Origin of the sequence: Streptococcus constellatus subsp. constellatus (genome assembly GCF_023167545.1) — a bacterium.
Lineage (GTDB): Bacteria > Bacillota > Bacilli > Lactobacillales > Streptococcaceae > Streptococcus > Streptococcus constellatus.
In genome coordinates, this window is sequence record NZ_AP014647.1 from 341,767 (window position 1) to 357,591 (window position 15,825).

Annotated in this window: 16 protein-coding genes and 1 tRNA gene; 15 read left to right on the plus strand and 2 right to left on the minus strand. The window is 37.2% G+C overall.

Features of this window, described 5'->3' with window-relative positions; translation table 11 throughout:
• Nucleotides 1-178 precede the first annotated feature (178 nt).
• The 13 genes from SCSC_RS01760 to SCSC_RS01820 all read left to right on the plus strand — a co-directional run bounded on the left by SCSC_RS01760 (nt 179) and on the right by SCSC_RS01820 (nt 10,220).
• The gene (locus SCSC_RS01760) at nt 179-1,060 is read left to right on the plus strand and encodes a class II fructose-bisphosphate aldolase (RefSeq protein ID WP_003070319.1); all 882 of its coding nucleotides are present in this window, start codon (nt 179-181) and stop codon (nt 1,058-1,060) included.
• 150 nt (nt 1,061-1,210) lie between these two features.
• Nucleotides 1,211-1,283, plus strand: a tRNA-Thr gene (locus tag SCSC_RS01765).
• Between the two features lie 208 nt (nt 1,284-1,491).
• Entirely contained in the window at nt 1,492-1,938 is a 447-nt protein-coding gene (locus SCSC_RS01770; protein ID WP_003025913.1) for a LytTR family DNA-binding domain-containing protein, read from the plus strand.
• Nucleotides 1,939-1,943: 5 nt separating this feature from the next.
• Nucleotides 1,944-2,606 (plus strand): LiaF transmembrane domain-containing protein, encoded by a 663-nt coding sequence (locus SCSC_RS01775; protein WP_006270081.1) that lies wholly within the window; start codon nt 1,944-1,946, stop codon nt 2,604-2,606.
• Between the two features lie 134 nt (nt 2,607-2,740).
• A complete protein-coding gene (gene rpmB / locus SCSC_RS01780; RefSeq protein ID WP_003025909.1) occupies nt 2,741-2,929 on the plus strand; it encodes a 50S ribosomal protein L28 in 189 nt (62 codons plus the stop codon).
• A 193-nt stretch (nt 2,930-3,122) separates the two neighbouring features.
• Nucleotides 3,123-3,488: an Asp23/Gls24 family envelope stress response protein gene (locus tag SCSC_RS01785; RefSeq protein ID WP_003025907.1), complete on the plus strand. Its 366-nt coding sequence runs from the start codon at nt 3,123-3,125 to the stop codon at nt 3,486-3,488.
• 2 nt (nt 3,489-3,490) lie between these two features.
• Nucleotides 3,491-5,158 (plus strand): DAK2 domain-containing protein, encoded by a 1,668-nt coding sequence (locus tag SCSC_RS01790; protein ID WP_006270062.1) that lies wholly within the window; start codon nt 3,491-3,493, stop codon nt 5,156-5,158.
• Nucleotides 5,159-5,561: 403 nt separating this feature from the next.
• A complete protein-coding gene (locus SCSC_RS01795; RefSeq protein ID WP_006270055.1) occupies nt 5,562-6,437 on the plus strand; it encodes an ABC transporter ATP-binding protein in 876 nt (291 codons plus the stop codon).
• Nucleotides 6,438-6,450: 13 nt separating this feature from the next.
• On the plus strand, nt 6,451-7,182 hold the full coding sequence (locus SCSC_RS01800; protein WP_006270050.1) for an ABC transporter permease: 732 nt from the start codon (nt 6,451-6,453) through the stop codon (nt 7,180-7,182).
• Between the two features lie 4 nt (nt 7,183-7,186).
• A complete protein-coding gene (locus SCSC_RS01805) occupies nt 7,187-8,284 on the plus strand; it encodes a sensor histidine kinase (protein WP_006270061.1) in 1,098 nt (365 codons plus the stop codon).
• On the plus strand, nt 8,281-8,880 hold the full coding sequence (locus tag SCSC_RS01810; protein ID WP_006270048.1) for a response regulator transcription factor: 600 nt from the start codon (nt 8,281-8,283) through the stop codon (nt 8,878-8,880). The genes SCSC_RS01805 and SCSC_RS01810 overlap by 4 nt, the downstream gene beginning before the upstream one ends.
• A gap of 128 nt (nt 8,881-9,008) precedes the next feature.
• Nucleotides 9,009-9,896: an SPFH domain-containing protein gene (locus tag SCSC_RS01815; protein ID WP_006267612.1), complete on the plus strand. Its 888-nt coding sequence runs from the start codon at nt 9,009-9,011 to the stop codon at nt 9,894-9,896.
• Nucleotides 9,897-10,004: 108 nt separating this feature from the next.
• Nucleotides 10,005-10,220: a capsule biosynthesis transcriptional regulator gene (locus SCSC_RS01820; protein WP_003025899.1), complete on the plus strand. Its 216-nt coding sequence runs from the start codon at nt 10,005-10,007 to the stop codon at nt 10,218-10,220.
• Between the two features lie 358 nt (nt 10,221-10,578).
• Here the strand turns inward: SCSC_RS01820 and SCSC_RS01825 are convergent, their stop codons facing one another.
• Complete coding sequence (locus SCSC_RS01825) at nt 10,579-11,319, minus strand: amino acid ABC transporter ATP-binding protein (protein ID WP_006270073.1); 741 nt, start codon at nt 11,317-11,319, stop codon at nt 10,579-10,581.
• Nucleotides 11,316-12,881 (minus strand): ABC transporter substrate-binding protein/permease, encoded by a 1,566-nt coding sequence (locus SCSC_RS01830; protein WP_006270065.1) that lies wholly within the window; start codon nt 12,879-12,881, stop codon nt 11,316-11,318. Before SCSC_RS01830 ends, SCSC_RS01825 begins: the two co-directional genes overlap by 4 nt.
• A 127-nt stretch (nt 12,882-13,008) precedes the next feature.
• On the opposite strand from SCSC_RS01830, the gene SCSC_RS01835 reads away from it, so the two are divergent.
• Together SCSC_RS01835 and SCSC_RS01840 are read left to right on the plus strand one after the other, a co-directional pair.
• On the plus strand, nt 13,009-14,898 hold the full coding sequence (locus SCSC_RS01835; protein WP_006270057.1) for a DUF2207 domain-containing protein: 1,890 nt from the start codon (nt 13,009-13,011) through the stop codon (nt 14,896-14,898).
• 66 nt (nt 14,899-14,964) lie between these two features.
• Nucleotides 14,965-15,807, plus strand: coding sequence for an undecaprenyl-diphosphate phosphatase (locus SCSC_RS01840; RefSeq protein ID WP_003070301.1), 843 nt, complete (start codon nt 14,965-14,967; stop codon nt 15,805-15,807).
• The last annotated feature ends 18 nt before the right edge of the window (nt 15,808-15,825 follow it).

The window sequence follows — 15,825 nt, forward strand, 5'->3', positions numbered from 1 at the left end:
TAGGCTGGCTTCGGTCAGTTTTTTTGTTTTGCCATTTTGAAATATGAGAATGAGAAAATTGTTTTATATGAGAAAACGCTTAAAAGATTAGGAAATGCTGGTATTTTTTCCTGAAAAGTGATAAAATAAACAATGTAAGTGGGGAAACCCATAAAAATAAATAGGAGGCCTAATACTAATGGCAATCGTTTCAGCAGAAAAATTTGTCCAAGCAGCTCGTGACAATGGTTATGCAGTTGGTGGATTTAATACAAACAACCTTGAGTGGACTCAAGCTATCTTGCGTGCAGCAGAAGCTAAAAAAGCTCCAGTTCTTATCCAAACTTCTATGGGTGCTGCTAAATATATGGGTGGTTATAAAGTATGTAAACTCCTCATTGAAAGCCTTGTAGAATCAATGGGAATTACTGTACCAGTTGCTATTCACCTTGACCATGGTCATTATGAAGATGCACTTGAATGTATCAAAGTTGGTTATACTTCAGTTATGTTTGATGGTTCTCATCTTCCAGTTGAAGAAAACCTTGAAAAAGCTCGTAAAGTGGTTGAATTTGCGCATGCAAATGGAGTATCAGTGGAAGCTGAAGTTGGCACAATCGGTGGCGAAGAAGACGGTATCATCGGTGACGGTGAATTGGCTCCAATCGAAGATGCAAAAGCAATGGTTGAAACTGGGATTGACTTCCTTGCAGCAGGTATTGGGAACATTCACGGACCATATCCAGCTAACTGGAAAGGTCTTCACCTTGATCACTTGCAAAAATTGACAGAAGCTGTTCCTGGCTTCCCAATCGTATTGCATGGTGGTTCAGGTATTCCTGATGACCAAATCCAAGCAGCTATCAAATTGGGTGTGGCAAAAGTTAACGTAAATACTGAATGTCAAATTGCTTTTGCTAAAGCTACTCGTAAATTTGCTGCTGAATACGAAGCAAACGAAGCAGAATACGATAAGAAGAAACTCTTTGACCCACGTAAATTCTTGAAACCAGGTTTCGAAGCAATTACAGAAGCTGTTGAAGAACGTATCGACGTATTCGGTTCAGAAGGTAAAGCTTAATTAAGCTTACCAAATAAAAAAGAAAATCTCGCTTTGGCGGGATTTTCTTTTGACTTGAGTTGTTTGTGATGTAGTATAGGATTCATTATTTTTTCTTTTCCTCTTGACAAATCAAATTTGCATGCTAGAATAGATTTATACGTTTATTTCGCCGATTTAGCTCAGTTGGTAGAGCAACGCACTCGTAACGCGTAGGTCGTAGGTTCAAGCCCTATAATCGGCATCATTGAAGGTCTTCATTGAATTGAAGGCTTTTTTGTTGTTTATACAGTACGTAAAAAGGGGCTATAATCTGGTCAGCTCATGAAAAACAAGTAAGTTATTCAGATTTCACGACCACTTACCTATCCAAATGAACCACTTACTGAAAATCGCTTGAATTTCATGTGACAATTGTTATAATAAAATAAAGAAAAGCGAGGGGAGCGTTTATGAAAATTCGAGTAGAGTTAGATTCGAATCTGGAAGAAGCAGAAATTGTCATTAAGGCACCTCGCTTTGATGAACAGATAGAGCGCATTCAACGTTCTCTGGAAGAAGTTGCCAAGCCATCTATACTTTTTTACAAAGATACGAGTGAATATTATGTTGATTTAGCAGATATCCTCTTCTTTGAAACGGATGGAAATAAAATTTTTGCGCATGCTCGAAATAATGCTTATGAAGTCAAACTGAAATTGTATGAGCTAGAAGAATGTTTGCCGCGGTATTTCTGTCGTATTTCTAAATCAACGATTACGAATATTAAAGCAATTTATTCATTAGAAAAGTCTTTTTCAGGAACGAGCAGTATTCGCTTTTATGATACCCATAAGCAAGTGCATGTGTCTAGGCATTATTTTCAATTCCTAAAAGAAAAATTAAGTGAAATGAGGTAAATATTATGAGAAAAACATTGTTTGGAGTGGGGCTTTTGGTATTAGCCGGCTGGGTGCTGCTACAAGGAAATTTTGGTATTCCGCTTATTGATTTCAATTTTTGGCCAATGCTTGTTGTGCTTGGATTTGCTTACTTTGCAATTGAAAATTTTTGGAGAGGAAATTTATCTGGCGGGATTATTTTAGCCATTATTTCCTTAATCGTTGCAAATAGCAGCTATCATTTTTTGCCCATCTCATCTGGAACGATTTTCCTAGCAGGGATTTTGGCTTCTATTGGTATTGGATTGATTTTCAAACCAAAACGAATTTGGGGTATTTATCATGGTCAAAATGCTCGTCGTGTCATAAATGGAGACATCAATTTTGGAAGTGGTACACGCTATATCCATTCGGATGATTTTACTTATGAAACACTAGATTGTGCTTTTGGGAATGCTACGGTTTATTTTGACAATGCTATCATTAAAGGAGACTCTGCAACTTTTGATATTGATGTATCTTTTGGGAATGCTACATTATATGTACCAAGTAATTGGCGTGTAGAGTTAGATGTGGATAATGCTTTTGGTACAGTGACGAATCCCCGTAATATCAATGAGAAAGATAAGACTCTTTATGTAAAAGGAGATGTATCTTTTGGTCGCTTAGGAATTATTTATATTTAAAATTTAAGAAAGTCATTGATCTACTTGAATTTTGAAATATAAGAAAAATAGTCTTGCAAAATCTTAAAAATTGTGATAAAATTTTACGGTATGTGGTATAAAGCCCGTGAAACTAATCAGGAGGACAAGTATAAATGGCAAAAGTATGTTACTTTACAGGTCGTAAAACTGTATCAGGAAACAACCGCTCTCACGCAATGAACCAAACAAAACGTACTGTGAAACCAAATCTTCAAAAGGTGACAATCTTAGTTGATGGTAAACCTAAGAAAGTTTGGGCTTCAGCACGTGCCCTTAAATCTGGCAAAGTTGAACGCGTTTAATTAACGAAAGGATGGACCTTTGAGAGGTTCATTTTCTTTTGCATAAGAAAGCGGATTACGGATATGTTTGTTTTAAGATAAGTAAAAGAAACATTCCATATTGATTGAATCCTTTTTAATGATGTACTCTCTCTTGTACAGTCCGCGTAAAATATGGTAAAATAAACTATAAAATACTTTTGAGGTAGAAATTATGACTGTAAAAATCAATACAAAAGATGGTCAAATCGAGCTGACAGATGATGTTATTGCGACAATCGTTGGCGGAGCGGCAACTGAAATTTTTGGTGTAGTCGGAATGGCCAGTAAAAATGCCATTAAGGATAATTTCCAAGCTTTGTTGGGCAAAGAAAATTATGCAAAAGGTGTTGTAGTAAAAACAACGGAAGAAGGAAGCATTGCTGTTGATGTGTATACAGTTTTGAGCTATGGTACTAAGATAAGTGAAGTGTCTAAAAATATTCAAGAGCGTGTGAAATTCAGTCTTGAGAATCAGCTTGGAATTACTGCTGAAACAGTAAATGTCTATATCCAAAATATTAAAGTTGTAGGAGAATAATCGTGTCAAATATTACTACTAGTTTATTTCAAGAAATGGTGCAGTCTGCATCTACTCGTTTGAATAAACAGGCTGAATATGTCAATTCTTTAAATGTTTTTCCTGTGCCGGATGGTGACACAGGTACCAATATGGGAATGACCATTGAAAATGGAGCAAAGGAAGTTGCAGATAAATCTGCTTCTACTGTTGGTGAAGTGGCTGGAATTTTTGCTAAAGGTCTCTTGATGGGGGCGCGTGGGAATTCTGGTGTTATTACTTCACAGCTTTTCCGTGGTTTCTCTCAGAGTGTGAAAGAAAAGGAAGAATTAACAGGACAAGATTTAGCTCTTGCTTTTCAGTCTGGAGTTGAAGTGGCCTACAAAGCTGTGATGAAGCCTGTTGAAGGAACGATTTTAACTGTTTCTCGCGGGGCTGCAATCGGTGCTAGAAAAAAAGCAGAAGAAACAGACGATGCTGTTGAGGTGATGAAGGCAGCTCTTGAGAGTGCTAAGATAGCTCTTGCGAAGACACCAGATATGCTTCCGGTCTTAAAGGAAGTGGGAGTTGTGGACTCTGGTGGTCAAGGTTTGGTGTTCATCTATGAAGGCTTTTTGGCAGCGTTGACAGGTGAATACATTGCATCCGAAGAGTTTCAGGCAACGCCTGCAACAATGACGGAAATGATTAATGCAGAGCATCATAAGTCAGTAGCGAGTCATGTGGCAACAGAAGACATCAAATTCGGTTATTGTACTGAAATCATGGTGGCTTTGAAAAAAGGTCCAACGTATGTAAAAGAATTTGATTATGATGAATTTCGCAATTATTTGAATGAATTGGGGGACTCACTCCTTGTCGTCAATGATGACGAAATTGTAAAGGTTCATGTCCACACGGAAGATCCAGGTTTAGTCATGCAGGAAGGCTTAAAATATGGAAGCCTTGTCAAAGTCAAAGTAGATAATATGCGCAATCAACATGATGCACAAGTTGAAAAGGAAGAGCGTGAGAACAAGCAAACTGCTGAAGAAAAGGAGTATGCTGTTATTGCAGTTGTGGCTGGTGAAGGTTTGGCAGAAATCTTTAAGGCACAAGGAGTAGACTACATCATCTCCGGTGGTCAAACGATGAATCCTTCAACAGAAGATTTTATTAAGGCAGTTGAACAGGTCAATGCTCGCCATATCATTATCTTGCCAAACAATAAGAATATTTTCATGGCGGCACAATCGGCAGCTGAGGTAATTGAACAACCTGCTGCAGTAATAGAAACAAGAACGATTCCGCAAGGTTTAACAAGCCTATTGGCTTTTGATTCAAGTAAATCTATTGAGGAAAATCATGACCGAATGACGGCTGCTCTTACGGATGTGATAAGTGGTAGTGTGACAACAGCTGTTCGCGATACAACGATTGATGGATTGGAAATTCATGAAAACGATAATCTTGGTATGGTAGATGGAAAAATTGTTGTGTCTAATCCGGATATGTTGACAACATTGAATGAAACATTCAGTAAAATGTTAGATATAGACAGCGAAATTGTGACGATTTACATCGGTGAAGATGGAAGTGAAGATTTGGCGAATGAATTAGCACAAGATATTACTGAAAAATTTGAAGATGTAGAAGTGGAAATCCATAAAGGTGGACAACCAGTTTATCCATATCTTTTTAGTGTTGAATAAAATCAAAGAATCATTGAAAGGCGACTCAACCGAGTCGCCTTTTTTGTGACATTTGTCATGTGAAACGATGACAAAATCATCTAGTTGGAATTTTTGACAAAATATATAATAGAATTATCAAAAGGAAAGGCAGCTGGTTTATGAAAAAGATGTTTGATTCTTTTGTTGCTTATGATAATGATGTTCAGCTCTCTATATTTTAGTGATTCAGCAATCAATGAGAATTGGTCATTATAATGTAATATCTTGATGAAGACTGATAACGAGTATTCTGTACGGCTTGTTCTTTGGAAGTAGGATTTCCAATCAAGATAGGACCGCTGGTATTTTACACTATTTTTGGAGTGTCTTTGCAATCTTGGTTGCTCAGTCTTTATGTATGTACTTATCAAGGAGGAAAAAGATGAATTTGATTGAAGTAAAGGATTTGTCCAAAGAGATTCGTGGGAAAGAAATTTTGAAAAATATTTCTTTTACAATTAACGATGGAGAATGTGTGGCGTTGATTGGTCCAAATGGGGCTGGGAAAACGACATTAATGGATTGCTTGTTGGGCGATAAGTTTCTTACAGGTGGACAGGTCAGGATTCAGAGTTTGCAGCCGACAAATAATCAATTGAAACAGGTAGTTGCTATTTTGCCACAAGAAAACACAGTCGTGGCAGACTTGAAGGTAAATGAACTATTAAACTTTTTCCAAAGTATTTACCTAAATAGTCTGAGCAATCAGGAAATTGATGTTCTGTTGAAATTTACGGATAAACAAAAAGAACAGTTGGCCAGTAAATTATCTGGTGGACAAAAACGGTTACTTTCTTTTGTTTTAGCTCTTATCGGGCGTCCGAAGATACTCTTTTTAGATGAACCAACTTCTGCTATGGATACTTCTACAAGACAGCATTTTTGGGAAGTTGTGGATGAACTAAAGAAAAATGGTGTGACTATTGTTTATTCTTCTCACTATATCGAAGAAGTGGAGCATACAGCGGATCGTATTTTGGTGCTACATAAGGGAGAACTAATCCGAGATACGACGCCGTATGCCATGCGTAGTGAGGAACAGGAAAAACACTTCACTATTCCACTTTCTTACCGAGCTATTGTAGAAAACTTACCTGAAGCAACCGAAATCGAAATCAAGCAAAGTGCTCTGTCCTTTGCAACTAAAGAGGCCAGTAAAGTATGGCAAGTCTTGATCCATAATGGCTGTACGATTGAGGAAATTGAAGTACGCAACCGAACGTTGTTGGATAGTATTTTTGAGACAACGCAAGAGTAAAAGGAGATCTATCATGAAATATATGACTAGTTTAATGAAGATTGAGTTAATTTTGATGAAGCGACAAGCAGCTTATTATTTACTGTCTATCGGCTTACCCAGTGTTTTTTACTTAATATTTTCTGGTATGATGTCGGGGAATGCACCAGCTAGTGTACTTCAGGCATATCTCTTTTCAATGACTGTTTTTAGTATCATGTCTAGCGCCTTCTTTAGTATTCCAAGCACTTTGCAGTCTGATAAAAATAATAACTGGCAAAAAATGATTCAGCACTCGCCGATTTCTATGGTAAAATACTATATATCAAAACTCTGTAGTACGCTGTTGACTTTCATGCTTTCCATTATCGTGGTCTTTTCAGTCGGGCATTTTGTACGCGGTGTTGATCTGCCAATGGTGGACTGGCTCGTTATTGCCTTGATACTTCTGGTGGGAAGTATGGTCTTTATTGCCATGGGTGTATTGGTTAGCCTCTTGCCAAGTGCTCAGCTCATGTCTGTAGTAGGCAATATCGTCTATATGGCACTGGCTGTTCTGGGCGGGCTATGGTTCCCTCTGACCATGTTCCCAAAATGGCTCCAATCCATCGGTAAGCTGACGCCAAGTTATCAACTGATGCAGGTCGTGTCTTCTTATCTAGAACACCATCAATTCAATGGTAAGGCCGCTTTGATTGTTCTGATTTATACAGTTTTGGTTAGCATTCTTGTGTTGCAACTCAAAAATCGAATTGAGGTAAAATAAAACCATGTGGGAAAAATTTAAACAAGTCCACTATATGTTTCATATTGCGCTGGTCTTTATCATCTTTCCAGTGGCGGGAGTGATTAGCGGGGAATACCCGCTTTTCCTCTTGCTCTGGACAGCTACTTTTGTTGTGTCTTACTATGCGGTCTTGTTAAGTAACCATCGCCTTATCCAGTTTTTTTCTTGGTGGTTCTTGGTAGCTTACATATATTATGGTTCTGTCTGGTTAAATGGAGGGTTTACTTGGTACATTTTTTATCTATCTAATCTGCTTATTTACGAACTAGATGATATTTCTTTTAAATCCTGGCGTTTTTTAACCTTTATCGCCTTGCAGCCTATTATTGTGATGACTAATTACTTGGTGGGTAATGTTGGTCCAGCAGAGCTACTCTTCTTTGTTGTAACCTTTCTCTTTTCGGATGGCTTGACCTTTGGTCTCCATCGGATTCAAATGACAGAGCGGATCAAGGAAGAAAAGGTCAAACAAAATGCCCAGCTGAATCTTTTTCTAGCAGAAAATGAGCGTAATCGGATTGGTCGAGACTTACATGATAGTCTAGGGCACACCTTTGCTATGCTCAGTATCAAGACAGAATTGGCGCAACAGTTTCTTCAAATGAAAGCTTATGAGAAAGCTGGCAAAGAATTGCAAGAAGTGCATGAAATTAGCAAGCAATCTATGGCGGATGTACGACGAATTATTGATAATCTCAAAACACGAACGTTAGATGATGAATTGGTGACGATTCAAGTGATGTTAGAAATGAGTGGGATTCAAGTACAAGTACTGAATCAACTCAATATAGCTAGTATTGCACCAACTATGCAATCAAGCTTAAGTATGGTTTTACTAGAATTGGCGACGAATATCATCAAACATGCTCAAGCAAGTCATTGTAAAATTCGTTTATATTCTGAAGACAAATGCTTAATTGCTGATGTTGAGGATAATGGGAAAGGTTTCAAAACTGTCACAGGAAAAGAATTACATTCGGTTCAGGAGCGTGTAGAAGCTTTGTCTGGACAAGTAGAGATTTTAAATTATAAACAGCCAACTAAGATTCGAGTACATTTGCCAATGGAGGGATACAGATGAAATTATTAGTAGCCGAAGATCAAAGTATGTTACGGGATGCTTTGTGCCAATTACTAGAAATGCAGCCAGATGTCGAAATGGTTCATCAGGCTTCTAATGGTCAGGAAGCACTGGATCTTCTCCAATCCCAAAATATTGATGTTGCTATTTTAGATGTGGAAATGCCAGAAAAAACAGGTTTAGATGTTTTAGAATGGGTTAAGGAGCAGCAATCAGTTGTTAAAGTTATCATTGTCACCACGTTTAAACGTCCGGGCTATTTCGAACGTGCTGTAAAGTCTAATGTAGATGCTTATGTTTTAAAAGAACGCAGCATAGCTGACCTTATGAAAACGATTCAAACAGTATTAGCCGGAAAAAAAGAATATTCTCCTGAGTTAATGGAAGTCATGATGACAAGTAAGAATCCCTTGTCCAATCAAGAAATTTTAGTTTTGCAAGCAACAGCAAGAGGCTTATCTAGTAAAGAAATTGCGCAAAAGCTTTATCTATCAAATGGTACCATTCGCAATTATATGTCGAGTATTCTAACGAAATTAACAGCAGAAAATCGTTTGGAAGCAGTTCGAATTGCTCAAGAAAATGGTTGGATATAAATAAGTTTTTGTGAGATATGGATGCAGAGAAATTTAATATAATAACTTAACTAGCTTTTATCGCTTTTGTTTGATAAACACGTTTAAGTATGCTATAATCTTGAAAAAGAAGATAGGAGTTTCATATCATGTTATTTTTAGTATTGCCAATTATTGTTATCGTACTGATTGTTATTCTTTTTAGTTCCTTATATGTTGTTCGTCAACAGTCTGTAGCAATTATAGAGCGCTTTGGTAGATATCAAAAACTTAGTAATAGCGGAATTCATTTACGCTTGCCATTTGGCATTGATCATATCGCAGCGCGTGTGCAATTACGTCTGTTGCAAAGTGAGATTGTTGTCGAAACGAAGACACAAGATAATGTATTTGTCATGATGAATGTTGCAACGCAATATCGTGTGAATGAAAATAACGTAACAGATGCTTACTATAAATTGATTCGTCCAGAAGCTCAAATTAAGTCTTATATTGAAGATGCCTTGCGGTCATCTGTTCCTAAATTGACATTGGACGAATTGTTTGAAAAGAAAGATGAAATCGCACTTGAAGTACAAAAGCAAGTAGCAGAAGAAATGTCTACTTATGGTTATATTATCGTAAAAACCTTGATTACAAAAGTTGAGCCAGATGCAGAGGTTAAGCAATCAATGAACGAAATCAATGCTGCTCAACGGAAACGTGTCGCTGCTCAAGAATTAGCTGAAGCCGATAAAATTAAAATTGTCACTGCTGCAGAAGCAGAAGCAGAAAAAGATCGTCTTCATGGTGTTGGGATTGCAGAACAGCGTAAAGCGATTGTGGATGGCTTGGCAGACTCTATCAAAGAGTTAAAAGGTGCAAATGTTGAATTGAAAGAAGAACAAATCATGTCAATTCTTTTAACCAACCAATATCTTGATACATTGAATAATTTTGCAGATAATAAGGGAAATAATACAATTTTCTTACCAGCCAATCCTGACGGAGTAGAAAGTATCCGAACGCAAATTTTATCAGCTCTTAAAGCAAAATAAAGAATATTCTGAATTATTTTATTCGTCAAAATAAGTTGTCTTTTCCATTGACAAAACAAATAAAAACATTTAAAATGTTTAGTTAGAAATAATAAATAGGAGAAGGAAATGGCTAAATCTAACTTTGAAAAAGTAGAATCAGTTGTTAGCTGGGTTCGTGATAAAAAAATCACGGGTTATCGCATCAGTAAAGAAACGAACGCTCGTGAAATGTCTATCATTGCTCTTGCTCAAGGACGTGCTAAAGTGAAGAATATTTCATTTGAAACCGCTCTCGGATTGATTGATTTTTACGACAAAAATCACGAAAAATTTGAAAACTAATCATCGAATTTTTAGCAGGCTGGCAGCCTGCTTTTTTTATTTACTATCGTACAATAATGTGGTTTGAGATTAAAGTAATGAATAATTATATATAAAAAAACTTATTTATTCAAAAAATACCATACGCTTTAAACGAATATTTTTACAAAAAAATCATAAAACGCTTTCTTTTATAGATTATATTATAAAAAATATTCCAAAAAATTAGAAATTTACTTTTTTATAGTATATTTTCTAAGAAATATATATTCAAACGTTTTGTTTTGTTTGAATAAAAATTAGTTTTCAAAAGAGATAGTAACTATTTTGGATAGAAAAAAAGACGAGGCTTGATGTTTTAGTCTCGTCTTTCCTATTTTTATCGTAAATAGCGTTGTAAGAATTCTTTCGTACGTTCTTTTTTAGGATGAGTGAAAATATCATCTGGTTTACCTTCCTCAGCAATGATGCCTTTGTCCATGAAAATGACACGGTTTGAAACATCACGCGCAAATTCCATTTCATGGGTGACGACAATCATGGTTAAACCTTCTTGAGCAAGGTCTTTCATAATTTTTAGTACTTCACCGACCATTTCAGGGTCGAGGGCTGATGTTGGTTCGTCAAATAAAATGGCATCTGGATTCATAGATAAGGCGCGTGCAATAGCGACACGTTGCTTTTGTCCACCAGAGAGTTGTTTTGGCTTTGCTTGCCAATAAAGCTCGCCCATACCGACTTTTTCAAGATTATCTTTGGCAATTTTTTCAGCCTCTGCGCGTTCTCTCTTGAGAACGGTTGTCTGTCCAACAATAGTATTTTCAAGAACATTGAGATTTTCAAAAAGATTGAAACTTTGGAAAACCATCCCCAATTTTTCACGGTAGTGGGTGAGATTATACTTTTCTTCTAGCACATTTTCTCCACGGTAAAGGATTTCACCGCCACTTGGTTCTTCGAGGAGATTGATAGAGCGCAAGAAAGTTGATTTTCCGCTACCAGAGCTTCCAATGATAGAGATAACTTCGCCGGAGTGGACAGTGAGAGAAATATCTTTTAAAACTTCATTTTGGCCATAAGATTTTTTGAGATGCTTAATTTCTAAAATGATATCACTCATGCTTTTATTCCTTTCGTTTGCATTTGATTAGCGCCTGTTGTGTACTCGTCTGTGTCAAAACGGCGTTCTACATAGCGAAGAATGCGAGTGACAGTAAATGTTAGGACAAAGTAGATAACAGCAATAATAGTGAAAGTTTGGAAATATTGGTAAGTTTGAGTGGCAATCGTATTTCCTGAGAAATAAAGTTCAACAACGGAGATAACATTCAGTACAGAAGTATCTTTAATGTTTATGACAAATTCATTCCCTGTAGCAGGTAGAATATTTCGTACGACTTGTGGAAGAACAACTTTGCGCATGGTTTGATTATGTGTCATTCCTAGAGCGGTTGCGGCTTCAAATTGTCCTTTGTCAACGGCGAAAATTCCTCCGCGGACAATTTCACTCATATAAGCGCCGGTGTTGATTGAAACAATAAAGATAGCAGCGATTGTCCGATCAATAGAAACCCCAAAAGCTTGTGCTGTACCGTAGTAAATAACCATCGATTGAACAATCATAGGCGTTCCACGGAAAATTTCAATATAGATATTCAAGAACCAGCTGAATAAGGTTTGTAACATCGCTAGAACTTTATTTTTGGCAGTAGGAGCTGTGCGATAGACACCGATTAAGAGTCCAATGATGAGTCCTGCAATTGTGCCAGTAATGGAGATGAGAAGAGTTAAACCAGCTCCACGCAGAAACTGGGGCCAGTTATCTTTTAGAATCTTTGTCACTTGTCCAAAGAAACTTGTCTTATCTTGGCTAGAGTCTGTCTCAACAGGCTGATTTCGAATCATCTTATCCATTAAAGCGGTTTGGTCTTTGGCACTGATTTTAGCGATAGCAGCATTAACTTGCTCTATACGATTGTCGTTTTTGCGCATTCCAATTGCAATGGTAGCGTCTTCTTGATTCACTTCAAAACCTTTTTTGAACTGAATCATTTTAAATTTTGAGTTCGCAGCTTCTGCAGTGAGGGCTTCAGGGCGCTCAGAAATGTAGCCGTCTATCACTCCTGACTCAAGTGCTTGGCGCATTTGAGCAAAGTCTCCCATTGCAGTTTCTTGCTTAGCACCAGTCAATTGTGAAATTAGATTATAAAGATAGACACCTTGCTGGGACGTGATTTTTGCCCCTTTGAAGTCATTTAAGGTTTTGGCATTGGCGTAGGCACTATCTTTTTTGACAAGTAGCACTGGCTCACTAGTATAGTAGCTATTTGAAAAAGCAATTTCTTTTTTCCGCTCGGCAGTCGGGCTCATACCTGCTATAATCATGTCCAATTTTCCTGATGTTAAAGCAGGAATCAAACCATTCCAAGACGTTTTGACTACTAACGGTTTTTTGCCTAATTCTTTTGCGACTTGTTTTGCAATTTGGACATCATAACCGTTGGCATATTGATTGGTACCTTCGATTTTGACTGCGCCGTTTTTGTCATCGTCCTGCGTCCAGTTGAACGGAGCGTAAGCTGCCTCCATTCCGATACGTAAATATTCATCGGCATGAACGGTATTTACAAATCCTAAACTGAACAGAAAAAGTGTAAATAGAGATAAGCAAATTTTCTTCATATTATTCTCCTAATTTTAAAATAGGTTCCTTGTATTATATCGAAAAAAGCAATGCTTTTCAATATTGGGTAAACCCTTACTTGAAAAAATGGTATAATAAATCTAACCAGTAAAAGGAGGTTGTCAGATGAAAAAGTTCTTTTGGAGTATAGTGATTTTTTTCTCGTGTTTGTTCATTAGCCAGCGAGTTTTGGCAGTGAGTTACGATATTGAATCCTATAAAGGCAATTTACAGATTCATTCTGATAATACAGCGACATTTGTTGAAACAGTCAATTACCATTTCTTAAGCGGCTACAGGGGACAAATCATTACTTTGGGGACATCTGGTAAAGTTCCTCTGGGCTTTGATGTGGAAGGAAAGCCGACGATTCTAGCTTTAAGAAATGGACAACCAAAAACGGATATTACTGCTGTTCAGGAATACATTGCGGGTGGTTATAAATATAAAATTTATAATGCCGGTAATAAAGGAGACCGTGTAACCATTACGGTTACTTGGAAGTTGAAGAATATGTTGTTTGTCTACAATGATATTGTAGAATTACACTGGATTCCAATCAGTGATTGGGATAAAAAATTAAATAATGTAGAATTTCGGATTACTCCTCCAGCTACTTCACAACAGACTGAATTGTATGCTCACACGGGTTATTTTATGAAGCCAGCTCAAGTGACACGAGAGGGAGATAGCTATCTGATCCGTGTCGCTAGTATTGCTAAAAATAGAAATTTAGAATTTCATGCATATTGGGATCGATTGCTAGTAACTGTTCCTGAAAATAGTTTAGCTGTTACAAAACGCAATCGGTTGCAAGAGTTTCGTCAAGTTGAAAAGGAAGTTGCCACCAGTACAAAAAAATACCAGAGATTAGTAGACTGGGACTTACCACTTGCTTTGGTATTGGTTGGCCTAATTAGTTTGGCTTTTTACATTATTTTTCATCTTAGAACAAAATCCCGTGTAACGTTTCCTAAGCATGCTCGTTTGTATGAAATACCGCAAGATTTACCACCAATGGTCATTGCTTCAAATGTTTATTCAGTAGATTTGACAGAATTGGATCCGACTGAGCGACAAGCTACATCTCTGAAATTTGAAAATCTTGTCCAAGCTACTTTATTAGATTTGATTGATCGAGGCAATCTTGTTTTTACAGATGATACGAAACAGCAAAAATTACAAAGAGTGACAGATAAGGGTTTAGCTGATTTTGAAAAAGAATTTTTAAAAATGGCTATGGGAAACAACAAGCAGTTGCTTGTGAAAAATTTGTTTTCAGATTTTAAAATTGACGATAAGATATATAATAGTGGCGAGAAAGCTGTTCGTAGCGCAGGCAACAGAGTGAGAAAACTATTAAAATGCTATTTAAAACTTATTACAGAAAATATACATGAAATTATTGAGCGTGAGCAATTGCCAAATAATTATCGCCCTGTTGCTAAAAAGGAGCTCTTGTGTTTATATCTTTCAATGATCCTTATGAATCTTATTGTGTTTGCTTCTCTTGGCATCTTAGCTTGGATTTTCTTGGAGTATGGACTCGTATTTTATCAATTTGTAGTTAGCTTCTTCATTGCTGGCGGAATGCTGTATTACCTTTTGAGAAAATGCAAAATGGTGAAGCGTGATGGCGTCTTAAATGAAGAAGGGGCAGAAAACTATTATTACTGGAAGAGTTTTGCTAATATGCTGCATGAGATTGCTCATTTAAAGGATACAGAAGTGGAAGGAGTGATTTTGTGGAACAGATTATTGGTTTATGCTGCTATGTTTAATTGTGCAGATAAGGTGACCAAGACGATGAAACTACGAAAAATCACAATTGATAATCCATCGATGAATGCTTTTGTTTATCAGGATATGGTGTATGATTTTCATGCGAGCTCACATGCTTTTGTTGGCTATGGGGCAGCAGCTAATTCGGCTAGCAGTTTCTCTGTTTCATCAGGTGGAAGTAGCGGTGGCGGCTTCTCTGGTGGTGGCGGAGGCGGAGGAGGCGGCGCTTTTTAAAAAAGTGCCCTATTCTCTTGTTTGAAATTATGCTATAATAAAACAAATCAATCTTAGGAGAAGAAAATGTTTATCGTTGAAATGTTGAAGTCCATTATCTTTGGGATTGTAGAAGGAATTACCGAGTGGTTGCCGATTTCGAGTACAGGTCACTTAATTTTAGTGCAAGAATTTCTCAAATATAAAGATCAGAATGCTGCTTTTATGGAGATGTTCAATGTTGTAATCCAATTAGGAGCGATTTTAGCGGTTGTCGTGATTTATTTTGATAAATTAAATCCGTTTAAACCTGGAAAGACAGCGCGTGAAGTGCAGAAAACATGGCAATTATGGGCGAAAGTGGTGATTGCAGCTGCGCCGGCTGCTATTATTGGCTTACCTTTGGATGATTGGTTTGATGCACATTTTTATAACTTCATTTCTGTCGCTTGTATGTTAATAATTTATGGTGTTGCCTTTATTTTGTTAGAAAAACGCAATAAAACTGTGGAACCAGCGATTACCAATTTGGATCGCTTGCCTTATAAAACAGCGCTTTACATTGGGCTATTTCAAGTATTGTCGCTTTTCCCAGGAACAAGTCGTTCAGGAGCAACCATTGTAGGTGGGCTTTTGAATGGGACCAGTCGTTCTGTGGTGACAGAGTTCACTTTCTTTTTGGGAATTCCTGTCATGTTTGGTGCCAGTGGTTGGAAGATTTTGAAATTTATTATCAAAGGAAACACACTTGGATTTGGGCAATTCTTCTTGCTGCTTGTAGCAATGGGCGTTGCGTTCGGGGTCAGTCTCTATGTGATTCGTTTCTTGACGGATTATGTGAAAAAGCACGACTTTACGATCTTTGGGAAATATCGTATCGGGCTCGGTGTTTTGCTTATCGTGTACGGAATCTTTAAAGCTATTTTTTAAGTATTCAAAACTCAACAG